This window comes from Streptomyces sp. bgisy130, assembly GCF_057708345.1.
This window is the reverse complement of record NZ_JBYISA010000002.1, coordinates 299931-321100: the sequence shown is the minus strand read 5'-3', so window position 1 is coordinate 321100 and position 21170 is coordinate 299931. Positions and strand designations below refer to the sequence as shown.

Here is a 21170-nt window from a genome sequence, read left to right as displayed (position 1 = left end):
TCACACCTCCCCGGCGAAGGAGTACGGCACCCAGGGGCCGGATACCTCGACCTCCGCGCCGGTACGGAGCCGCAAGAGCTCCACCGCATCGAGAAGTTGCTTCTCGCGCACGATCGTCACCAGGTAGGCGGCGTTGAGCACTTGCAGACGGTGCCGCTCCCCCGTCATCTCCTGGCTGTGCGGGCGGAGCCGGCGGGTGGCGGTGGCCAGACGGCTCAGGACGGCATCAATGTCCTCGGCGGTCCGCAGCGCCCGGTCGTGGTGCTGCTCGCGCGCCTGGTGCAGCCCGCGTTTGCGTTCCAGGTAGGCACGGCCCGCCCCGCCGGACGATCCGCCGCCGTTCCGGGGAGGTGCCGGTGGTGTGCTCTGCGGTGCCTCCGGCACGGTCGCCGGGAGACTGACCTTCACCCCCCATTCGGCGTGGCCCTCGATGCGGGCCAGCGCTGTGGCGAAGCGGTCCTGGTCCGCGCCGAGGGCCTGTTGTGCCCGCTCGTCCCCGCGGTAGAGGGTGGCGAGTGCCAGCGGCACCGTCGGCCCGCAGGCGGCGGCCGCGGTCACCACCTCGTGGTGCGCCCGGGCGCAGCGCTCCAGTTCCGCACGGTCCGACAGCCGCTGCTGCCAGGCGTCCTCGGTGAACCCGTCGGCCGGTACGTGCTGGACGACCGCGGTGAGGGGGCCGAGCGGCAGGGTGCGCACGGGGAAGCCGGCGGCGAGGCCCGCGAGCCCGCTGAGGATGGCCGGGTCCAGCCGACGGCACACCGCATAGACATAAGTCGCGGTCGTGGTTGTGCTCTCCGGGGCGCCGGGCTGCTCGCTCGTCATGACCCCGCCTTCTCCTTCGTCCGGGAGGTGGCCGCCTCGCCGTCGTCGGCGGACTCCAGCGCCTCCAGCCGCTCGCGCAACCGGTCGTTCTCCTCCCGCAGTTCACTCCGCGCCGCCTTGGAGCTGAGCGCCGGATCGGTCTCCCACCAGTCGATCCCGGCTTTTCTGGCGGTCTCCACCGAGGCGACGAACAGGCGCAGCCTGATGGTGAGCAGTTCGATGTCCAGCAGATCGATCTTGATGTCCCCGGCGATGACGATGCCCTTGTCGAGGACGCGTTCAAGGATGTCGGCGAGGTTCGCGGTGCTGGGACCGTTGGCAGGAGGAGCGGCCGGTCGGTGGTCGACATCGGTCACGGGGGCACTCCTTCCTCTTCGTGGCGTACCGGGCGGGCGGCGGGTCCGGCGCGCCGGTCAGCTCTCGTACAGCAGGTCGAGCAGTTGGTCCTCTTCGCGCTCGAACGCCGCTTTGCTGAGGTGCCCGGCCTCGTACTCCTGGTTCAGCGCGGCGAGCCGGGCGCGGATGACGGAGGGGTCGTGCAGCTCGCGGTCGGCGGCCCGGGCGAGTTGGTCGGCCACCCACACCACTCCCCGCACCGGGGCGAGCGGCAGGGTGAGCACTCCGCTGATCAGCCCCATGTCAGCCGCCGGTTCTTCCCGCGAGCACCTGCGGCTCCAGGAAGCTGTAGCAGGGCAGCGGTCCCGCCACCCGCAGGGCGACGCGCTCGCGCCGGTCCTGGGCCAGGCGCTCCGCCTCCGCGGCGAATTCGGCGCTGTCGGTCCGGTCCACCAGGAACGACATATTGACCTGGCACCCGGATACCTCCGGCCCGGGGCGGACCGCATGGGCCCAGGGCTTCAGCTCACGCACGATTTCCTGGCCCGCTTCGGCGGCCCGGCGGGACAGCGCGGTCGCCACCGCCTCTCCCAGCCGCATATTGGCCTCGTAGCTGGGCCGCCGGTGCACCTCTTCGCGCAGCCCACGGATGGTGGCGTCCCCTTTGACGAGCGCGGCGAGCGAGTCGTCGGCCGGCATCGCCTTGACATTGATCTCAACCCGGCCCGCGAGGCTTTCCAGCGCCGCCAGATGGCGTTCCTCGTCGTCGGCCAGCTGACGGCGGATCACCGTCTCGTCCGGCGCCACCATGCCGAATCGCATGGGCAGGACGGGCCCGCGTTCGGACAGGGCCAGCAGCAGCTCCTGATGCGCCAGCAGGTCGCGGCGGCGGGCCCGCAGCTTCGGCGGCGCCTGGCTCACGACCGCGGCGACCCGTCCCTCCGCGATCTTCTCCACGACGCCCGGAGGATCCCCGACTCCGCCCACATCCGAGGGCAACGGGCGATCGGTCCGGATGATGCCGTAAACGTAGATACCGTCGTCCGTCACGGGTCATTCCTCCTCTGCGCGCCGCCGGCGGGAAGCGGCTCCGGACCGGGCGGTACTGCGCCGCCGGCGCTGCGGCTGCGCTTCCTCGTCCGCATCGTCATCCCCGTCATCACCCTTGCCCACCGCCGAACGGACGGTTTCGCCCACGGATTTGGCGGCGTCTTTCACCTTGCGCTTTCCGATGCCTTTGGCGGCCTGGCCGCTGAAGAGTTCGGGAACGGTGACACTGCCCGAATCCCGCTCCAGATCCAGCCGATTGCACGCCTCCGCGAACCGCAGGTAGGTATCCACGCTGGCGACCACGATGCGGGCATCAATCTTCAGAATCTCGATCCCCACCAGGGACACCCGTATGAAGACATCGATGACCATTCCGCGGTCCAGGATGAGCTCCATCACGTCGTACAACGTGCCGGCCCTGGGCGGGCAGGGAATTACCTCTCCGGACAGGCCGGTATAGGTCGTCATGCTCATCTGGGGTGCCCTTTCAGCTGGTCGGGACGGCGCTCACTGATCGGCCGCACCTCGTCGATAGCGGTGGGTCCGGTAGTACTCGCGCAGTTCGCCCTCGTTGTCGAGCCTTACCTCGTACGTCGCAAGAAGGCTCGTGGTGTCCGGGATCCGCGCCAGCTCCAGCACATCCACCACGACACACCAGCCGTCGTCGGTCCGCCGTACCGCCGAAACCCCTTCGGTCCGGTGGCTGATCACGCTCTGAAGCAATTCGGCGGCGCGCTGCGCCACCTCCGCCGGGGTGTTCTCCGGCGTTGTCTTCCGTTTACGGGCAGCCGTGGACGACCGGACCCGCGTGCGGGATTGCTCTGCCATACCCCAAGTCTCATGGTCTCCCTGCCCAGCGCATCCTGAGCGGGACCAATCTGATCAGGCGTCGCGTGGAGGGGGGCGCCGGGTGACGGCCAGGATGGCCATGTCGTCCTCGCGGTCGCCCTCGGTCCAGCGGCCGACATCCTTGGTCACGGCCTCCACCAGCGCCTCGGGTTCCGTGAACCGACGGCCCAGGCGCCCCGAGCACACCGGGTCATAGAAGGTGCCCCGCCTGTCCCGCGCCTCGGTGACCCCGTCCGTGATCAGCAGCAGCGAGGCACCCGGGGGCAGCCGCACCCCGTCGACGGGTACGGAGGCCGCCGGGGTGAGGTCGCCCAGCCCCACCCCGAGGGGCAGCTGAGGGATGGTCGGGTCGAGCCGTACGAGCTGCCCGCCGTGCACCAGATACGGGGGTGGATGCCCGCGGTTCACCAGGCTCAGCATTTCGCCGTCGGCGGAGACCTCGGCCAGCACGGCGGTGGTGAAGCCCTCACTGGAGATCACCGGCCCGCTCCGGGCCGCCGCCCTGGCCAGCGCCTCGTCCAACCGCTGCCCCAGCGTGTTCAGGCTGGGAGCATATTCGGCCTCCTGCCGGAAGGCACCGAGCGCGACCGACACCGCGGCGACGGCCTTGATGCCCTTGCCCCGCACATCGCCGATGATCATCCGTACCCCGAACGGCGTCTCCTGCACCGCGTAGAAATCACCGCCGATCCGAGCCTCGGCCTGCGCCGCGGTGTACCCGGCGGCCACGGCCAGCGGCCCGGCCTCCTTCGGCGGGTCCGGGAGCACCGCCCGCTGGACCGCCTCTGCGACATCCCTGGCCAGCGCCAGATCGCGGCCCTGGCGCACGATGAGCCGGTTGACCCCGAGCGCCAGCACCCCGATCAGACCGACCACGGCCAGATCGACCAGCAGCGGCGTCGCCGGACGCCCCCGCTCGATGTCCAGGGCCACCGAGACCACACAGGTGACACACACGACGGCGAGCGCGGACCGGAAGGTGAGCGTGGCCCCGGCGACGAGCGGCGCGGCGGCCAGCAGCGGGAGCCCCATATACGGCTCGGGCGCGAAAAGGTTCAGCAGGACGCCGACCAGGAGGGCCAGCGCCGCGAGTATCCAGGGCACCTTCGCCAGCGTGGGTTGCAGGCCATTCACAGCGCATCTCCTGCTGCCGGACCGCGCCCGCGACGCGGTGGCCGGCGGACGGTGTGCCGCACCGCCAGGTGAGTCATTCCGATGGCTTCACATATACGCCCTGTGGGCTCGATGTGCTCGTTACGGGCGGGCTTCCGGCCGGGCCCGGGGCCGGGGCGGGGGCGTGGGGCTTCGGACTGGCCGGATCCGGGTGCCGGGTCAATGGTCTCCCCGGAGATAATGATCGAATTGTGCATAGGGGGGCAGCATCATCTTTTACTTGATTCTCGCTTGTGATGTGCTTTTTTGGATCTTCCTGGTCGGCGGCCTGGCGGCCCGCTACGCCGCCGGCTGGCGGACCCTGGGTGGCGGGCTGCTGCTGTGTGTCCCGCTGATCGATGTCGTGCTCCTGGGAGCCACCGTCGTCAGCATCCAGGACGGCGCCGGACCGACCGTCTGGCACGGCCTGTCGGCCGCCTACCTCGGCCTCACCGTCGTCTACGGACACCGCACCGTCCGCTGGGCCGACGCGAAATTCGCCTGCCGCTTCGGTGCGGGCGCCGCACCGCCCCGGCCGGTACTCCACGGCCGCGCGGCCGTCGTCGACGCCTGGAAGTCCTGGTTCAGGTTCCTGCTGGCCTACGCGCTCGGTGTCGGCATGATCTTCGGGTTGGTGGCGCTGGTCGGCACGCTCGACAAGGCGGCTCCGCTGCTCGTCTGGCTCAACCCGCTCACCAAGGTCCTCGTCTACAGCCTCATCTGGCCCGTCACCACCACCATCTGGCCCGGCAAGGCGCCGGAACCGGAGCCGAAGCAGGAACCGGAGCAGGAACCGGCCAGGGAGAACGGCTGACCGGGATGATCTCGCGCCGACCGCCGACCGCCGACCGCCGACCGCCGGCCCGAGATGCCGGAAAGACGCCCCTAACCGGCCTCCGCCCCACGCGCGGCCGGCGCCGAGAACCACCGCAGTCCCGGTGTCGTCGAGCCGACCAGGGCCACCGCGCCGATGCACAGCAGACCGCCGCTGACCAGGGCCGTCGCGCCTGATGTGGCGTCCGCGACGAGGCCGCCGCGCAGGTTGCCGAGGTCCGGGCCGGCCTGTCCGACGATCTGTTCTGCGGCGCTGACGCGGCCCAGCAGTTCGTCGGGGGTGTGCAGCTGCACGAGGGTGCTTCGGGAGACGACGGAAACGGTGTCGGCGGCGCCCGCCAGGGTCAGGAAGGCCAGGCCGGCCCAGGGGTCGGCCGACAGGCCGAACAGCGCGAGGGCCGCGCCCCAGGTGGCCGAGCCGGCGAGCATGACGAGACCGGGGCGGGAGCGGCGGGTGAAGCTCCCGGCGAAGAGGGATGCGAGGACCCCGCCGGCGGCCACGGCAGCCAGAAAGAGGCCGAGCGTGCGGGGATTGCCTCCAAACCGTTCCGCGTTGACCTGGGGGAACAGGCTGATCGGCATCGACAGCAGAGTGGTGGCCAGGTCCGTGAGGAGCGCGCCGCGGATGACGGGGGTGCGGACCAGGAAGGCCAGGCCGTCCGCCACACCGCGCAGACCGGGCCGGGCGGGCTCGTCGCCGGGGCTCATCCGGGGCAGGCCGTACGCCCCGTAGAACGCGGCGGCGAAGGTGAGCGCGTCGATCAGATAACAGCCGCCGACGCCCAGACGGCCCAGGATCAGCCCGCCCAGAGCGGGGCCCATCAGCATGGCGCCCTGGAAGGAGATCCGGTTCAATGCCAGCCCGGCTGCGAGCTGTTGCTCCGGCAGCAGACGCGGAATGAAGGTGCGGGACACCGGTGTGCTGCCGGCCGTGAAGCAGGACTCCACCGCGACCAGTAACAGCACGGCGGGCGTCGGGAACTGCCCGACGAGCCCTTGCAGGGCGAGCAGCAGCACGCACCCGGCCTGGCCGGTCGTCATGATCAGGTAGAACTTCCGCCGGTCCACACGGTCGACAACCGACCCGACGAAGAGGCCGAGCACGATGAGGGGGATCGCCTGGGCCAGGCCGACGGCCCCGGTCCAGACGGTGCTGTGGGTCGTCTGCCAGACCTGGAACATCACGGTGACCAGGGTCATGTGCCCGCCGAGCCGGGAGAGCGCCTGGCCCAGCCACAGCCGCCGGAACGGTGCCGACCGCCGCAGCGGGGTCACATCGAGCAGCGCGTGCTTCACTCCCATGCGGGTTCCTCGGCCAGCTTCTCGGCGATCCGGTCGTGGAAGCTCTTGCGCGCGAGCAACTGCTCGATGTCGGTGACGACCCGGGTCAGCGGATAGGGGAGCTCGGCCTCGATCTCGGCGACGGCCGCCTCGGTGGCGCGCCACTCCGCGGCCAGCCGTCCGGCGATGCCGCGGGCCCGTTCCGTGAGCGTCACCTTCTTGCTGCGTGCATCGTCGCCCGCCACGGTCTCCACCCAGCCGGCCGCGCGCATCGCGGCCACCTTCTGGCTGAGTGCGGAGTGCGTCCGGCCGACCGACTCGGCCAGTGCGGTGATGGTCATCGGCCCGCGGGCGTGCAGCCGGAGCAGCTCCAGGACGAAGCTCGGCTTGAGCCCGGTGATCCGTTCCTCGGCATAGATCCGGGCGATGTCCGCGTCCATCGCTGCCTGGAGCTGCCGCAGCGGCCGCCACAGGGTCTGCTCGGTGGGATCGAACGTGGGGTCCTCGGCCATCCGCGGATCGTAACAGCGCTTATGTAAGTGCTGTCAGGTTGCTTCCGGCCAAGTGGCGCCGGGGCCCCCGCGGGACGGAGTGTGCGGGCGGCCGGTCCTGGTGGACCATGGAAGCCACAGCACTCACCAGCGAAGGGGAGGGCCACGGCCAGCGAGGTGGACAGGCCACGGACCGGAGCGAGGGCCGGCCAGGTGGTCCGTCGGGTGGAAGGAGTGCCCGGGTGAGCGCAGCCGACGGGCGTCCGGCCGAGGCCGGGCAGCCGGAGGGAGTACCGCCACAGCCGAGCGGGCTGATGGACCTCCTCGGTGTGGCCGCGGTCCTCCTGGACTCCGATGGGCGGATCGTGCTGTGGAGCCCGCAGGCCGAGGACCTGTACGGCTACACCGCCGAGGAAGCGCTCGGGCGGTACGCGGCGCCCCTGCTCATCCACCAGGAGCACTGGGACCTGGTGATCGGAAGGTTCTCCGGGGTCATGGCGACCGGCCGCAGCTGGAGCGGCACCTTCCCCGTCCGGCACAAGGACGGCACCATACGGCTGGTGGAGCTGCGCAACATGCGGCTGATGGACGACCACGGCGACTTCTACGCCCTCGGGCTGGCCACCGACTCCTCGACGCTCCGCGAGGTGGAGCGGGATGTCGCCCTGTCCACCCGGCTGATCTCCCAGTCCCCCATCGGACTGGCGATGCTCGACACCGAACTGCGGTATGTGGCCGTCAACCCTGCCCTGGAGCGGATGCACGGCATACCCGCGAAGGATCACCTCGGACGGCACTACCGCGAGATCATGACCGCCGCGAAGTTCGAGGTACCCGAGGCCGCGATGCGGCAGGTCCTCAAGACCGGGACGCCGATGGTCGACCAGACCACGGTCGTCGGCCGTACCCCCTCCGACCCGGGCCACGAGCACGCCTGGTCGATCTCGCTGTACCGGCTGGAGGACCCACAGGGGCGGGTGCTCGGAGTGGCCGACCTGGTGGTGGATGTCACCGACCGGTATCAGTCGGCCAGGGAGGCCGCCGAGGCCCGGCAGCGGCTGGCGCTGATCGCCGACGGCTCGGCCCGGATCGGCACGACGCTGGAGGTGGGACAGACCGCCCGGGAACTCGCCGAGGTCACCGTTCCCGAGCTCGCCGACGTGGTGACGGTCGATGTCCTGGACTCCGTCCTGGACGAGCACCGACCCACCCCCGACGACGGCACGGCGCTCTTCCGCGCCCTCGCGGTCAAGGCCGCCTACCCCACCGAGGCCGTCCAGGCCGCCGATCCGCCCGGCCATATCGCCGCGTACGACACCGACCGCCTGGCCACCCAGTGCGTACGCACCGGCCGCCCGATCCTCGTGCCGCACGCCGATGCCGACGACCTGGCGCGCATCGCCCGCGACGACCACGCCGCCACCTTGCTGGCCCGCGCCGGGGTGCACTCCTACCTGCTGGCCCCGCTCACCGCCCGCGGCCATATCCTCGGCGTCCTGGGCCTCATCCGCACGCGCAACTCGCCCGCCTTCGACGAGGACGACCTCGCCCTCGCCTCCGAACTGGCCTCCCGTGCCGCCGTATGCATCGACAACGCCCGCTCGCACCAGAGCGTGCGCAACGCCGCCGAGACCCTCCAGCGCAGCCTGCTCCCCGACCATCCGCCGCACCGTCCTGGTCTACAGCTCGCCTCCCGGTACCGGCCCGCGCAGGCCACCTACGAGATCGGCGGCGACTGGTACGACGTCCTCCCGCTCGACGGCGACAAGACCGGCCTCGTCGTGGGCGACGTCATGGGCAGCGGTATCGACGCCGCCGCCACCATGGGCCGTCTGCGCACCGCGACCTGGGCGTTCGCCGATCTCGACCTCGACCCCGCCCAGGTCCTCCAGCACCTCGACAAGATCACCTCGGGTCTGGAGCACTACATCGCCACCTGTGTCTACGCCACCTACGATCCGCACCGCGCGGTGCTCCACATCGCCACCGCCGGCCATCTGCCGCCCGCCCTCGTACGCCGCGGCAAGCACCCCGAGCTCCTCGACCTGCCCACGGGCACACCACTCGGCGTGGGCGGCGTCCCCTTCGAGACCATCACCTTCGCCCTCGACCCCGGCGACCAACTGGTCCTCTACACCGACGGCTTGGTGGAAACCCGCCACCACTCACTCGACGAACGCCTCGACACCCTGCTCCGCCTGCTGGACGCCCCCGACCGCTCCCTGGAAGAAACCTGCGACCGCCTCCTCCGCGAACTACGGCGCCCCGACGACCCGGACGATGTCGCCCTGCTGATCGCGGGGACCGAGCGGTTCATGCCGGAGGCGCTCTAAGGGCTGTCCCGTAGGTGTGTCCCCGAAGCCCTGCCCTACGGCGCGTCCGCGAAGTCCCGTGCTAGCTGCACGCGTTGACCGTCGCGGCGGCCCAGGCCCTGACGCGTTCGGTGAACTCCGAGGCGGGGAACGAACCGTCGACGGCGACGTCATGGATCGTGACGGAGAAACGGGAGTGCGGCGCGTCGCGGTACGGCCGGGCCGCGTCCCGGACGGCTGGTGAGGGACTGCCCTTCGCACGGTGGGAGTTGCCCCGACGAGCCCGGCCGACGAGCTGGTTCACTGCGTCGAGGCCGCCGTCGAGATAGGCGTGCAGGAGCGCCCAGGCCGTCCCGCCGTCGTCGGCGGGAAGCCGACTGGGGTGTTGAAGCAGGAAGCAGGAGACGGAGACGCCGTGCAGCGGCCCCCACGGTGCCTGCCGTTCATGGTCCAGCGCGAGCAGTGTCTGGAACAGCTCGTCGCAGGATCGCGGGTCCATCGGCGCACCGCACTCTGCGCAGGGTTCCATGCCTTCTCCTTGATCCTCGGAGTACGGCGTCCCAGCATCTCCGGTTTGGCGTTTCGGCGCCTGTGGTTTTCCGCAGAGCGCGGAGCATTCGTGCGTCTGGGAAGCCTCGTTGACTGAATACGCGTGGGCGGCACCGCGCGATTTACTGAGCGAATTCTTGTGCGTCGCTGGATGAAGTTCTGGGCCGAATTGCACTATGGCCGCATTCGATGCCTCCGGCGGCGCCCAGACCATGGGACCCACCCCCGGGCGGCCGTCATGCTCATGCCCTCCGGCGCGAACCGTCGGCAACAACGGCACGCTCGGGCCACCCGGGAGGCTCAATTATTCGCCCGGATTCGGGGGTCTCAAGTGGTGCGCCGTGACAATGCAACTGGCTGTGTGTCATATCACTACTGCGCCGCAGAAGGCCGACAGGGTGTCGCCCTTCGCAGCAGGCCGAAAGGAACATGTCCATGCGCACTGCCCGCACTCTGTTCGCCTCAGCCGTCATCACCGCGATGTTCGCGGTCACCGCCCCCGCCGCGACCGCCGTGTCCGCGGTCGGGGACCACACGACGGACCATGTCACGTCGAGCAGTTCCGGCCACGACCACGACAGGTGCAGGCACGGACACCACAAGCGCGACCATCACAAGAAGGACCACCGCAAGAAGAACCACCACAAGCGCGATCACCACAAGCGCGATCACCACAGGCGGGACCATCACCGGCCGTCCGGCGGTGTGCACACCGGCGGCGGGGCGCTGGCCGACCTTCTGCGCTAGGACGGGCCAGGCCGGGCGCCACGGGTCGTGACCGGGTGCCGGCCGGCTCCCTGCTGTTCTGCGGGGGTGGGCCCTCCTCTTGGGGAGCCCACCCCCGTCGCGATTCGCCGTGTCCGACGACGGCTGATAGGGAGGTGACATGAGCGAAATCCCTCCGGTTCTGACCGTGATCGCCATCAGCACCATCGGAGTCACCGATGTCCACGACGACAACGCCGACTCATGGCTGGTGATCGAAACCGCCGAGCAGGGCCAGCTGTTGCTGAACCTGCCCGGTCCCATGTACCGGGCCGCGGTCCAGTCGACCGAGCTCCCGGCCGACCAGCCCGGCCCCGGCCGGCTGGCCCTCACCGAGGCCGAAGTCGCCGCCTACCGCGCCCACATCGCGAGCCTGACGCGCACCGAGCAGGAGCCGTCCGAGTGACCCGGTGACCGGCCGGACCGGTCACCGATCCAGGGACACCTCCCCGACCCCGGGGTGTTCCCCGCCCTGGTCCGTACGCCCCCAGCCCGGCGCCCCGGCCCCTAAGGGCTGCCCCGTCCCTGGCCCCCGGCCCGTGCGATGAGGAGGGCGACGTCGTCCGGGTCGTCCGGATCGCGCAGGGCGTCGAGAAGGCGATCGCAGGTGTCCTCCAGGGTGTCGTCCGGGCGGTCGAGGAGGCGGAGCAGGAGCGCCAGGCGCTCGTCGATGGGGTCGTGGCGGGTCTCGACCAGGCCGTCGGTGTAGAGGACCAGCTGGTCGCCGGGGCGCAGGGGGAAGGTGGCCTCTTCGAAGGGGACTCCGCCGACCCCTAGGGGTACGCCGATGGGCAGGTCGAGCAGCTCCGGCGGCCGGCCCGTGCGCATCAGTACCGGCGGCAGATGCCCGGCGACGGCGATGCGGCAGACGGCGTGCTGCGGGTCGTAGACGGCGTAGGCGCAGGTGGCGTACTGGTCCAGATCTTCGGTGATCTTGTCGATGTGCCGCAGCACCTCGGTCGGCGGGATGTCGAGGTCGGCCAGGGTGGAGGTGGCGGTCCGCAGGCGTCCCATGGTGGTGGCCGCGTCGATGCCGCTGCCCATCACATCGCCCACGACGAGCGCGGTCTTGTCCGCTCCGAGGGGGACCACGTCGAACCAGTCGCCGCCAACTTCGCTGGTCGTGCCGGCGGGCTGGTAGCGGGTGACGATCTCCAGGCCCTTCCGGTGCGGCGGCCGGTCGGGGAGCAGGCTCCGCTGGAGGGTGATGGCGGTGTTGCGCTGGCCCTGGTACAGGCGGGCATTGTCGATGCACACCGCGGCGCGTTCGGCCAGTTCGGTGGCGAGCGCGAGGTCGTCCTCGTCGAAGGGCAGCGGGTTGCGGGCGCGGGTGAGGCCCAGGGCTCCGAGTACCTCGCCGCGGGAGATCAGCGGCATCGTGAGATAGGTGTGGATGCCGGCCCGGGCCAGCAGGGCGGCGGCCTCGGGGTCACGGGCGATGCGGGCCAGGTCCTGGTCCTGGACGTGGGCTATCAGGAGGGGCTGACCGGTGCGCACACACCGGGTGGCCAGTCGGTCGGCTCCGTAGCTGGCGAGGTGGCCGGGAGGGTCGGCGGCGCGGACCGCCTCCGTGGGATAGGCGGCCTTGACCGCGAGGGCCCGGAAGAGGGCGGGGCGGGCGCCGGGTGTCTGGGCCGGGCGGCCTTCCAGGACGGAATCCAGGATGTCCACCGCCGCGATGTCGGCGAGCTCGGGCACGGCGACCTCGGCCAGCTCGCGGGCGGTCTGCTCCACCTCCAGAGTGGTGCCGATCCGGGCGGTACCGTCGGCGATCATGGCCAGCCGGCGGCGGGCGCGGGTCGCTTCGGTGGCCGCGCGGTGCCGGTCGGTGACGTCCACCGCGAGGCCGGCCACTCCGAGCACCCGCCCGCCCGGGTCCTCCAGCCGGTAGTAGGAGACCGACCAGGCGTGATCGTTGTCGGGGTCGGCGGGGGTGCGGCCCACGGTGTACTCGTCGACCAGGGGTGTGCCGGACGCCAGGACCTGCCGCAGGGCGGCCTCGATGGCGTCGGTGTCCAGGAACGGCAGCACCTCCCGGACCGACCGGCCGATGTGCTCCTTGGCGGGCACCCCGTTCATCCGCTCCAGCGCCGGGTTCACGGCCAGATAGCGCAGCTCGGTGTCCAGGACGGCCAGCCCGATCGGGGACTGCGAGACCAGCCGCGTGGACAGCGCCACATCGCGTTCCACCTGGCGCAGGATCTCCTCGTCCGTGGCGATGCCCAGGGCGTAGAAGTCACCGTGGTCGTCCAGCAGCCGCATATTGCGGAACTCGACCAGCCGGGAGCTGCCGTCCTTGTGCCGGACGGGGAAGGCGCCGGCCCAGCTCTCGCCCGTCGCCATCACCTCGGCGAACAGCCTGATCACCAGGTCCAGGTCCTGCTCATGGACCAGCAGCCGCCCCGCGAACCGGCCCAGCGCCTCCTGCGCGGTGTAGCCGAACAGCTTCTCGGCCTGCGGGCTCCACAGCACGATCCGGCCCTCGCCGTCGAGCAGCACCGCCGCGACGCTGAGCAGATCCAGCAGCCCGCTCCGCTGCGGCGCCCCGGCAGGCGGCTGGTCGCCCGGCGGGCCGAAGGGGCCTGCTGTACCCATCCCAGGCACCTCCTCCGCCTGTGAGCGGGGCATGCGGTCCCGCCGGCCACGGGCTGCGGCCCGTATCCACTACACCTCGCAGTGCTTCCATGTTCCCCGGATCCGGGAGGCCGCGCAGTCGCTCCGGTCCGCGCCCGCGGCGGACAGGCTGGTCCCTGGGTGAACGGGGCCGGTCGGCGGGGCCGGTCCGCGGTGTCCTCGGCCGCAATTTCCGGTACGTATGCGCCGCCCCGGCCCCGGATTTGCCTCGGGCCAGGGGCGGTGTGCAAAAGTGGGGCCCCCGTCAGCCGGGCGCGCCGCCTGCGCAGCCCCTGCCGGGACTCCCCCACACCCCAGACGGCCGGTTCCGGCTGCGCCCTGTGCGTGTCCGGGCCGTCGCCCTCCCGTTACGTCCTTCCCGAGAGAGCGATGCAGGCAACGACTCTTCCTCCCCGGACCGCAGACCTGTTCCAGCAGGGTCTGGAGCGCCAGGCCGGCGCGGCCCTGCTGCGTTTCGGCGCCGCCCGACGACGCCCGTCCGGCCGGATCAGCTGGTCCGGCGACGGCGCCGCCGCCTGGCTCGACGACGCCCGCGGACATCTGTGGAGCGTCGGCGAAGCGGTTCCCGCCGCCGGGCTCGTGCTCCGGGCCGCGCATGAACTCTCCGACGAGGTGAGGGAGTTCACCGGGCCCCGGGGCACCGATGCGCTGGTCGGCCGCCATCTGGCGGTGTCCGATGTCGTCGAGTGGGTCTTCCGGTGGACGCTGGAGGAACCGCCGCTCCAACGGGCCGAGGAGCGGGTCATGGAGCTGGACGAGTCGCACCACGAGGAGCTGCTCGGCTTCCTCAACGAGCACAGCCCCGCCCATTCGACCGGCCCCGGCTCCTCCGGCGTCAGCCTGTGGACCGGTATCCGCGACCCCGACGGACGGCTGGTGGCCTGTGGCGCGCTGAGCAGCCTGCGGGACAGCGGGGCCCCGCTGATGGCGTCGGTCGCGACGGACGCGCGGCTGCGTGGTCAGGGTCTCGGCGCGGCGCTGACCTCGTGGCTGACCCGGTACGCCGTACGCCGGCACGGGTTCTGCACGCTGTGGCAGCTCGCCGACAACGTCCCCGCCGAACGGCTCTACACCCGCCTCGGGTACCGCAACGAGGACCCGTGCGTCTCCGGGCGCATCGCGGCGCCGGGACATCCTTGAGGGAAGCCGGCGCCCGTCGGTGCCGGGCGCCGGGGTCAGGCCCGTCACAGCCGTACGCGGTGGACCCGGGCGAGCAGCAGGACGGTGTCATCGGCCGGGGAACTCGGTACGAGGCGGGCGAGGATGTGGTCCGCGGCGGCCTCCAAGGAGTCGGGGAGCCGGTTCAGTTCGCTGCGCAGCGCCGTCAGCCCCTCGTCGATGTCGTGGTCCCGGGCCTCGATGAGACCGTCGGTGTAGAGGACGAGGGTGGTGTCGTCGGGCAGGTCGAGCTCCGTCGAACGGAAGGGACAGCCTCCGACACCCAGGGGTACCCCCAGCACCTCGTCGATGACCTCGGTCCGGCCGTCGGGGTAGCGGAGCAGGGGCGGAGGATGGCCGGCGCTGGCGATCCGGGTGCGTCCGGTGACCGGGTCGTAGCGGATGTAGAGGCAGGTGGCGAGTTCGATGCCCGCCTCCTGGGCGCACTGGTCGAGCTCGGTGAGCAGCTCTTCCGGTTCCTGGTCGTGGCGGGCCAGTGCCTTGGCGGTGATGCGCAGCCTGCCCATCGCCGCGGCGGCCGCGACACCGTGTCCCATGACATCGCCGACGACCAGGGCGACTCGCTGGTCGGGCAGGTCGACCACGTCGTACCAGTCGCCGCCGACCTCGGTGACGTGACTGCCGGGCAGATAGCGATGGGCCAGCTGCAGGGAGGGGCAGGACCCCAGGGAGCTGGGCAGCAGCGCGCGTTGGAAGGTGAGCGCGATGTCCCGCTCGCGGCTGTACAGGCGGGCGTTGTCCAGGCAGAGCGCGGCCCGGGAGGCGAGCTCCGCGGCCAGGCTGAGGTCCTGCTCGGTGAAGGTCGCGCGGGCCGCTGACCGGCCGAAAACGGCGATGCCCTGCGCCGTTCCCCGGGCGATGAGCGGGGCGAGGAGGAGACAGGTCAGACCGCTGTCGGCCAGCACCCGGGCGCGTGCCTCGTCGAGCATGGTCCGCAGCATGAACTCCTGGTTCACCGGCACCGCGATCGGGCGGCCGGTGCGCAGCATCCGGTGGATGGCGGAGCCCGGCGGGTAGTGCACTCCCGCCACCCCGCCGACGAGTTCCGTCGCGGGCGGGGGCAGCACGGTGCCGTGCGCGAGGCGGCGAGTGCGCACCGGCTGCGCCGGGTCGAAGGGCTCCCGCTCGTCCAGCCCTTCCACGAGCTCCACGACGGCCGCGTCGGCGAAGACCGGAACCACGGCATCGACCAGCTCCTGGGCGGTGACCTCCACGTCCAGGGTGGTGCCGATCCGGGCGGACGCCTGGTCCAGCAGCGCCAGCCGCTGGCGGGTGGCGGTCGCCTCCACGATGGCCTGCTCCCGGTCGGTCACATCCACCAGCAGGCCGCCCACTCCCGGGCGGGTACCGCCGGCCCGGGAGAGCGGGAAGAAGCTCACCGACAGCACCTTGTCCCGGTCCGGGTGGCCCCGGGTGCGCATCCCGACCCGGACACCGGCGATGGGCTTGCCGTCCTCGGCGACCCCGCGCAGCATCCGCTCGTACTCGCCGCCGTCCGCGGTGATCATGATCTCGGTGATACGCCGTCCCAGGTGTTCCTCGATGGGCAGCCCGTTGATGTCGGCCAGGCCCTGGTTGAGGTGGGCGTAGCGCAGTTCCTCGTCGAGCATGACCAGGCCGATGGGGCAGGTCTCGAAGAGCGCGTCGAGGAAGGCGAGATTGGTCTTCACCCGGTCCAGTTCGTCGCCGCGGCTCGCCAGGGCCATGACCACCGAATGCCCCGCCTCCCCGGCAACCGGGAAGACCCGGAAACCGCAGTCGAAGACCGAACCGTCCAGATGCGCGGCGAGCAGCCGCCCACGCCAATAGCCCTCGGTCCGGCCGCGCTCGGCCAGGAGGGCGCAGGCGTCGGGGCCGTCGTCGGGTGCGACGGGGAAGAGAAGGGCGCCGGGCTTCGCCAGCGCCTGCGCGGCCCGGTAACCGAAAAGGTGCTGGGCACCAGGGCCCCAGTAGCAGATCCGGTTGGCGTCATCGATGCCGAACACGGCGACGGCGACATGCTCCAGCAGCGAGCCGGGCTCGGACCAGAGTGGACCGCGAGCCTGCTGGTCGCTCGGCCGATCTGATGGCACCGGCTTGTCCTTCCACCCGCCGCGCGCGGTGGCCCGTCCGCCCTCCGGGCGCCAGAGCGGCTCTCTTCATTCTGCGCCCGTCCCTCAGGTGCGGACACTCGGCCTCGCGCCGGGCCCGGGGCGAGCGGCCGCGTGGCTGCCGGGCGGCCTCCGTGCCGCCGCGGCTCCGGCGGTGAGCGCGCCGCCCGTGAACGCCGCGGTCCGCCCGCCGACCGCGCACTTTGGCTGGTTTCCCGGTGTGAGCGGACCTGCCGGTGCGGCTTGGCTTGAGGGGTCCGCAACAGCGCTGCGTGAGGGGTACGGGTGTACGACTACATCATCGTGGGGGCCGGGTCGGCCGGATGTGTGCTGGCGGCCCGGCTCACCGAGGACGAGCACACCCGGGTGCTCCTCATCGAGGCCGGGCCGGCGGATGATGCGCAGGAAATCCACGTACCGGCCGCCTTCAGCAAGCTGTTCCAGACGAAGTACGACTGGAGCTACCTCAGCGACTGCGAACCGGGCCTGGACGGCCGGCGCCGGTTCCTGCCCCGCGGCCGGATGCTCGGTGGGTCCTCGTCGATGAACGCGATGATCTACATCCGGGGCAACCGCCGGGACTACGACGCCTGGGCCGCCGCCGGCGCGGAGCAGTGGGGCTGGGACGACGTCCTGCCCTACTTCCTGCGCGCCGAGGACTTCCGCGGGGAGACCTCGCCGTGGCACGGCACCGGCGGGCCGCTGACCGTCAGCGAAGGCCGCTCACAGCACCCGCTGATGACTGCCTACGTGGCGGCCGCCCAGGAGGCCGGCCATCCGTACACCGCGGATTTCAACGGTCCGGAACAGGACGGCGTCGGCCACTACCACCTGACGCAGCGGGACGGAATGCGGTGCAGCACGGCCGTCGCCTATCTGCGGCCGGCCCTGGACCGGCCGAATCTCGACGTGCTCACCGGCGCCCAGTGCACCCGGGTGCTGTTCGACGGTGACCGCGCGACCGGGGTCGAGCTGGAACGGGCCGGTGAACTGCTCCAGCGGCACGCCGAGCGGGAGGTGGTGCTGTCGGCCGGGGCGTACAACTCCCCGCAGCTGCTGATGCTGTCCGGGATCGGTGTGGCCGATGAGCTGACGGCGCACGGCATCACACCGCGGGTGGAGCTCCCGGTGGGGGAAAACCTTCAGGACCACGCGCACATCGGCCTCTTGTACCTGACCGACACCGAAACCCTGCTGACCGCCCAGACACCGGACAACGTGCGCCTGCTGGAGACCGAGGGGCGGGGCCCGCTGAGCTCCAACGTCGGTGAGGTCGGGGGGTTCCACCGCACCCGCGCGGGGCTGGAAGCTCCCGATGTCCAGGTACACGCCACTCCGGTGATGTTCCACGAGGAGGGCATCAGCCCGGTTACCGACCATGCCTTCATGTCCGGCGCGGCCCTGCTCGCCCCCACCAGCCGGGGCAAGGTCTCGCTGCGGTCGGCGATGCCCAGCGCCAAACCGCATATCCTGCACAACTACCTGGCCACGGAGGAGGATCGCGCCACGGCGGTACGGGCGCTGCGACTGCTGCTGGACATCGCCGACCAGCCCAGCCTGCGCAAGCACCGGCGCGCAGACTTCCGCGTACCCCGCTCCACGGACGACGCCGGGCTGCTGGAGTTCGCCCGGCGCGAGCTCCATACGCTGTACCACCCCGCGAGCACCTGCCCGATCGGCCCCGTGGTGGACTCCCGGCTCCAGGTGCACGGGGTCAGCGGCCTGCGGGTGGTGGACGCATCGGTGATGCCGACGGTGGTGCGGGGCAACACCAACGCTCCCACCATCATGATCGCGGAGAAGGCGGCGGACCTGATCCGCGGCCGGTCGGCACCGGCCTGACCTCCGGCCGGCGCCACGGGAGCGGCAACGACGCGGAATGCCGTCCGGTTCCCTGACGGCACCGGACGGCATTCCTCGGAGTTGCGTACGGGTTCAGCTGATCCGCGCGGGAACGAGCAGGCGTTCGCGGCCCAGGGCCCTGGCCGTGGTGTCGCCGTACATGACGAGCTTGCCGCCGGGCCAGAGCGCGAGGAGATCGTCCTGGCGGGCACCGCCGCCGAAGGCACCGGCCGTGACCGGACTGCCGTAGCGCCACGCCGACTTCGCCGGGCGCAGCTGGTGTTCGGCCTTGAAGCCCTTGCCGGCGAGATTCTCGTACACCGTCACCTCACCGTCGGACCAGCGGACGAACAGATCCTGGTCGCCGGCGGCCGCCGCGAAGTTCCCGGCGACGCTGTCGCGGGCGTGTGACCAGGTCGTGTTCTTGCGTTTCGCGAGCTGCTTCTCGGCGTGCAGACCCCGGCCGTCCACATTGGTGTAGAGCGTCATCTCAGCGTCGGACCAGCGCACCACGAGGTCGTCGCGGCGCGTATTGCCGCCACCGAACCGGCCGGCGGTGAGGCCCGCGGCATGCGTCCAGGTGCCGTTGGGGCCCTTGAGCTGGATCCGGTTGTTCAGCTTGTTGGTTTCGTTGACGTCCTTGTAGAGGGTCAGTTTGCCGTCGGCCCAGCGGACGAGGAGGTCATCGGTGCTGTTGCCGGTGAATTCGCCCACGGTGAGGGCCTTCGCCTGCTTCCATTCCGGCCCCCTCTTGGCGAGCCGGATGTCCTTGCCCAGGCCGTAGGCGCGGTCGCCGGGGTAGAGCGAGACCTCGCCGTCGGACCAGCGCACGATCAGGTCGCCGGTGCCGTTGCGCACCGAGTCGGAGTGGAACCGGCCGCTGAGGAAGGTGGTGGCGTGCTGCCACGTAGTGGCGTCACCGAGGGGGTTGACGGTGTCCGGCGCCGCGTCCGCGACCGCCTGGTTGTACAGACGGAGGACGTCGTTGTCGAACTGCGAGCTGTAGGAGACGTTGTCCAGGAGACCGCCGGTCTTGTAGCCGCCGATGGCGCCGACGAGGTTGCCACGGCTGCCGTCGAAGCCTTCCAGGAACGGACCACCGCTGACCCCCGTACGGAAGCCGTCGCAGCTGATCTCCATGAACCGGCCCTGGAAGGCCCGGGTCGCGTTGGTGCACTGGAGCGGGGTCTTCTGGCCGCCGGGGTAGCCGGTGAGCGTCACCTCACGGCGGGCCAGCTGCGCGGCGGGGACCGTCGTGAGGGTGTTGCCACGGCCGATGGCGTCTTCCAGGAGCTGTCCCTGCGAGTTCGGTCCGACGCGCAGAACGGCGAAGTCCACATCGTCGCTGGGTGACGAGGACAGATACCGCTCGTCGATCCACACCTTGCCCGGCTCCATCGGGAAGAGGCCATAGGGCCGCTCCCCGGGCTCGCCCGCCTGCGAGGCCCCGCCCCGGTAGCCGGGCACGAAGGCGACGTTGCGGTACGGCTTGCCGCCCTTCAGACAGTGGGCCGCGGTGAGCACCAGGCTCTTGGTCGGCGAGGTGACGGCGCCGGCGCTACAGAACTGGTTGGGCGTCGCCGAGCCGTCCTCACTGCGGATCAGGAACACACCGACCGTGGGGACCCCCGAGGCGACCTGATGACTCGGCGCGAACACCGCACTCCGGCCCGCCGCGTGGGGAGCCCGCAGCGGGGCCTGCGCCGTCTCCCCCGCCTGCACCGCATCCACGGGAACGGCACTCCGGATCCGCTCCGGCGTCCAGTAACGCTCCAGCTGCTGCGCCTTGCGGATGTCCTCCTGCGTGACGCCCTTGGAACGCTTCACGGGGCCGGGCGAGGGCTTCACCGGGCCGGGGGAAGGTGTCGCCGGGCCGGCCGTCGCCGGAGTCGTCATGGCGGCGGGGACGTCCGGAGCGTCCGGCGTCGCTTGGTGCGCGGCGAGCGCCGGTCGGGCCAGTGCCGGTACGGCGAGCGCGATCGAGGCGCAGACGCCGACGGCGGCGGCGCGCACCCAGGGTATTCGTTGCATGAGCCTGTCCGTTGAAGGGTCGAAACGACCGGGTTCAGCTGAGGGAGCCGGACGCGAGGGCGCGTTCCCGGCCCGGGAATTCATTGGTTCTCGCGCGCCTTCCGGCGAATCTCCTCCGGATCAGCGGGGCGATTCTTGATCGCCGCTTACGGCGCCCAATTCACCAGCTGCGCCGCCCTGAAGAAGTGGCTTGGATCGCGATACTTTCGCCGGGCGCTTTTGAAGCGGGAGGAAGGTATCACGAAACCACCGGCCAAATTTGGACAGATGACGCTTTGGCGAACATCAAAGCCTTGTGATGTCAGTCACTTGACGCACCATCAAGTGACTTTGCGTATGGGCCTATCGGCGGCGGGCAATCGTGATGATCTCCCGGCTCGTACCGGTGACGGGCCCGCCGTCCCAGTCCCCGCACCGGGTCTCGACGACGAACCCCGCGTCGGCGAGGAACGCGTCGAGCACCGCCTCGTCAAGAAAGCGCAGACGCGTCCGGTCGACGCGGAGCACGGTGCCGTCGGCCGCGGCCGTCGTCCCGGTGAAGGTGACCACGTCACCGATGACGGACTCGGTCTCGTGCCAGAGGCGCAGGGCCCGTCCGGCCGCATCGACGACGTCGGATGCCGCCGACGGATTCCAGCCCTCCCACGCACGCGCCTGCGGGTGCCGCGTCTCGAACGCGAAGCGGCCGCCACTGCGCAGCGCCGTGTGCACCGCCGCGAGCGAGGCACTCAACTCCGTGTCGGTGACCAGGCACTGGAACGCATGGCCGGTCATGGTCGCGAGGTCGAATGCGGTGTCCCATCGCGCCGACGCCGCAGTGCCCTCGGCCCACTCGATATCGGCGCGCCGACGGGCCCGGGCAAGTGCGGCGGGGTCCGGATCGAGGCCGACAAGAACGGCCCGGTGGCCGTGTTCCCATGCCGCGAAGGAGAACGCCAGGGTGGGGCCGTACG

General features: G+C 71.1%; 20 protein-coding genes. 6 read left to right on the top strand and 14 right to left on the bottom strand.

Annotation, left to right across the window (positions count from 1 at the left end; all coding sequences use genetic code 11):
* From AC3EUV_RS04155 to AC3EUV_RS04125, 7 genes are read right to left on the bottom strand one after another with little or no spacing between them, the layout of a single operon-like run.
* A complete protein-coding gene (locus AC3EUV_RS04155) occupies window positions 1–822 on the bottom strand; it encodes a GvpL/GvpF family gas vesicle protein (RefSeq protein WP_432144469.1) in 822 nt (273 codons plus the stop codon).
* A complete protein-coding gene (locus AC3EUV_RS04150) occupies window positions 819–1178 on the bottom strand; it encodes a gas vesicle protein (protein WP_432144470.1) in 360 nt (119 codons plus the stop codon). Before AC3EUV_RS04150 ends, AC3EUV_RS04155 begins: the two co-directional genes overlap by 4 nt.
* 57 nt (window positions 1179–1235) lie before the next feature.
* The gene (locus tag AC3EUV_RS04145; RefSeq protein WP_387236895.1) at window positions 1236–1460 is read right to left on the bottom strand and encodes a gas vesicle protein GvpG; all 225 of its coding nucleotides are present in this window, start codon (window positions 1458–1460) and stop codon (window positions 1236–1238) included.
* A gap of 1 nt (window position 1461) precedes the next feature.
* Entirely contained in the window at window positions 1462–2208 is a 747-nt protein-coding gene (locus tag AC3EUV_RS04140; RefSeq protein ID WP_432144471.1) for a GvpL/GvpF family gas vesicle protein, read from the bottom strand.
* Window positions 2209–2211: 3 nt separating this feature from the next.
* Window positions 2212–2682, bottom strand: coding sequence for a gas vesicle protein GvpJ (gene gvpJ, locus AC3EUV_RS04135; RefSeq protein ID WP_435602168.1), 471 nt, complete (start codon window positions 2680–2682; stop codon window positions 2212–2214).
* Window positions 2683–2715: 33 nt separating this feature from the next.
* Entirely contained in the window at window positions 2716–3036 is a 321-nt protein-coding gene (locus AC3EUV_RS04130) for a gas vesicle protein GvpO (RefSeq protein WP_432144473.1), read from the bottom strand.
* A gap of 54 nt (window positions 3037–3090) precedes the next feature.
* Complete coding sequence (locus AC3EUV_RS04125; RefSeq protein ID WP_432144526.1) at window positions 3091–4170, bottom strand: PP2C family protein-serine/threonine phosphatase; 1080 nt, start codon at window positions 4168–4170, stop codon at window positions 3091–3093.
* Window positions 4171–4450: 280 nt separating this feature from the next.
* Between AC3EUV_RS04125 and AC3EUV_RS04120 the strand changes: the two genes are divergently transcribed.
* Entirely contained in the window at window positions 4451–5023 is a 573-nt protein-coding gene (locus tag AC3EUV_RS04120) for a hypothetical protein (protein ID WP_488187949.1), read from the top strand.
* Between the two features lie 71 nt (window positions 5024–5094).
* Here AC3EUV_RS04120 and AC3EUV_RS04115 read toward each other — a convergent pair whose 3' ends face one another.
* Together AC3EUV_RS04115 and AC3EUV_RS04110 are read right to left on the bottom strand one after the other, a co-directional pair.
* Window positions 5095–6345, bottom strand: coding sequence for an MFS transporter (locus tag AC3EUV_RS04115; protein ID WP_432144475.1), 1251 nt, complete (start codon window positions 6343–6345; stop codon window positions 5095–5097).
* A complete protein-coding gene (locus tag AC3EUV_RS04110; protein ID WP_432144476.1) occupies window positions 6336–6836 on the bottom strand; it encodes a MarR family winged helix-turn-helix transcriptional regulator in 501 nt (166 codons plus the stop codon). Before AC3EUV_RS04110 ends, AC3EUV_RS04115 begins: the two co-directional genes overlap by 10 nt.
* 221 nt (window positions 6837–7057) lie before the next feature.
* On the opposite strand from AC3EUV_RS04110, the gene AC3EUV_RS04105 reads away from it, so the two are divergent.
* The gene (locus tag AC3EUV_RS04105) at window positions 7058–9148 is read left to right on the top strand and encodes a SpoIIE family protein phosphatase (RefSeq protein ID WP_432144477.1); all 2091 of its coding nucleotides are present in this window, start codon (window positions 7058–7060) and stop codon (window positions 9146–9148) included.
* Window positions 9149–9209: 61 nt separating this feature from the next.
* Here the strand turns inward: AC3EUV_RS04105 and AC3EUV_RS04100 are convergent, their stop codons facing one another.
* Window positions 9210–9656 carry a DUF5946 family protein gene (locus AC3EUV_RS04100; RefSeq protein ID WP_432144478.1) on the bottom strand — a complete coding sequence of 149 codons (447 nt, stop codon included), beginning with the start codon at window positions 9654–9656 and terminating at the stop codon, window positions 9210–9212.
* Between the two features lie 455 nt (window positions 9657–10111).
* Between AC3EUV_RS04100 and AC3EUV_RS04095 the strand changes: the two genes are divergently transcribed.
* Together AC3EUV_RS04095 and AC3EUV_RS04090 are read left to right on the top strand one after the other, a co-directional pair.
* A complete protein-coding gene (locus AC3EUV_RS04095; RefSeq protein WP_435602166.1) occupies window positions 10112–10423 on the top strand; it encodes a hypothetical protein in 312 nt (103 codons plus the stop codon).
* Between the two features lie 139 nt (window positions 10424–10562).
* A complete protein-coding gene (locus tag AC3EUV_RS04090; protein ID WP_432144480.1) occupies window positions 10563–10847 on the top strand; it encodes a hypothetical protein in 285 nt (94 codons plus the stop codon).
* A 101-nt stretch (window positions 10848–10948) separates the two neighbouring features.
* Here the strand turns inward: AC3EUV_RS04090 and AC3EUV_RS04085 are convergent, their stop codons facing one another.
* Entirely contained in the window at window positions 10949–13036 is a 2088-nt protein-coding gene (locus AC3EUV_RS04085; RefSeq protein WP_435602165.1) for a SpoIIE family protein phosphatase, read from the bottom strand.
* A 408-nt stretch (window positions 13037–13444) separates the two neighbouring features.
* On the opposite strand from AC3EUV_RS04085, the gene AC3EUV_RS04080 reads away from it, so the two are divergent.
* Window positions 13445–14215, top strand: coding sequence for a GNAT family N-acetyltransferase (locus AC3EUV_RS04080; RefSeq protein ID WP_435602164.1), 771 nt, complete (start codon window positions 13445–13447; stop codon window positions 14213–14215).
* A gap of 44 nt (window positions 14216–14259) precedes the next feature.
* On the opposite strand, the gene AC3EUV_RS04075 is transcribed toward AC3EUV_RS04080, so the two are convergent.
* Window positions 14260–16326, bottom strand: a complete 2067-nt coding sequence (locus AC3EUV_RS04075; RefSeq protein WP_435602163.1) for a SpoIIE family protein phosphatase — start codon at window positions 16324–16326, stop codon at window positions 14260–14262.
* A gap of 303 nt (window positions 16327–16629) precedes the next feature.
* On the opposite strand from AC3EUV_RS04075, the gene AC3EUV_RS04070 reads away from it, so the two are divergent.
* Entirely contained in the window at window positions 16630–18186 is a 1557-nt protein-coding gene (locus AC3EUV_RS04070) for a GMC family oxidoreductase (protein WP_435602162.1), read from the top strand.
* A 93-nt stretch (window positions 18187–18279) separates the two neighbouring features.
* Here AC3EUV_RS04070 and AC3EUV_RS04065 read toward each other — a convergent pair whose 3' ends face one another.
* Together AC3EUV_RS04065 and AC3EUV_RS04060 are read right to left on the bottom strand one after the other, a co-directional pair.
* The gene (locus tag AC3EUV_RS04065; protein ID WP_435602161.1) at window positions 18280–20217 is read right to left on the bottom strand and encodes a trypsin-like serine peptidase; all 1938 of its coding nucleotides are present in this window, start codon (window positions 20215–20217) and stop codon (window positions 18280–18282) included.
* Between the two features lie 342 nt (window positions 20218–20559).
* Window positions 20560–21156, bottom strand: coding sequence for a methyltransferase domain-containing protein (locus AC3EUV_RS04060; RefSeq protein WP_435602273.1), 597 nt, complete (start codon window positions 21154–21156; stop codon window positions 20560–20562).
* Window positions 21157–21170 lie beyond the last annotated feature (14 nt).

Coding starts and splice junctions, on each gene's coding strand:
- AC3EUV_RS04155 (WP_432144469.1), bottom strand. CDS start 822: ATGACGAGCGAGCAGCCCGGCGCCCCGGAGAGCACAACCACGACCGCG.
- AC3EUV_RS04145 (WP_387236895.1), bottom strand. CDS start 1,460: ATGGGGCTGATCAGCGGAGTGCTCACCCTGCCGCTCGCCCCGGTGCGG.
- gvpJ (WP_435602168.1), bottom strand. CDS start 2,682: ATGAGCATGACGACCTATACCGGCCTGTCCGGAGAGGTAATTCCCTGC.
- AC3EUV_RS04130 (WP_432144473.1), bottom strand. CDS start 3,036: ATGGCAGAGCAATCCCGCACGCGGGTCCGGTCGTCCACGGCTGCCCGT.
- AC3EUV_RS04115 (WP_432144475.1), bottom strand. CDS start 6,345: ATGGGAGTGAAGCACGCGCTGCTCGATGTGACCCCGCTGCGGCGGTCG.
- AC3EUV_RS04110 (WP_432144476.1), bottom strand. CDS start 6,836: ATGGCCGAGGACCCCACGTTCGATCCCACCGAGCAGACCCTGTGGCGG.
- AC3EUV_RS04100 (WP_432144478.1), bottom strand. CDS start 9,656: ATGGAACCCTGCGCAGAGTGCGGTGCGCCGATGGACCCGCGATCCTGC.
- AC3EUV_RS04095 (WP_435602166.1), top strand. CDS start 10,112: ATGCGCACTGCCCGCACTCTGTTCGCCTCAGCCGTCATCACCGCGATG.
- AC3EUV_RS04090 (WP_432144480.1), top strand. CDS start 10,563: ATGAGCGAAATCCCTCCGGTTCTGACCGTGATCGCCATCAGCACCATC.
- AC3EUV_RS04085 (WP_435602165.1), bottom strand. CDS start 13,036: ATGGGTACAGCAGGCCCCTTCGGCCCGCCGGGCGACCAGCCGCCTGCC.
- AC3EUV_RS04080 (WP_435602164.1), top strand. CDS start 13,445: ATGCAGGCAACGACTCTTCCTCCCCGGACCGCAGACCTGTTCCAGCAG.
- AC3EUV_RS04065 (WP_435602161.1), bottom strand. CDS start 20,217: ATGCAACGAATACCCTGGGTGCGCGCCGCCGCCGTCGGCGTCTGCGCC.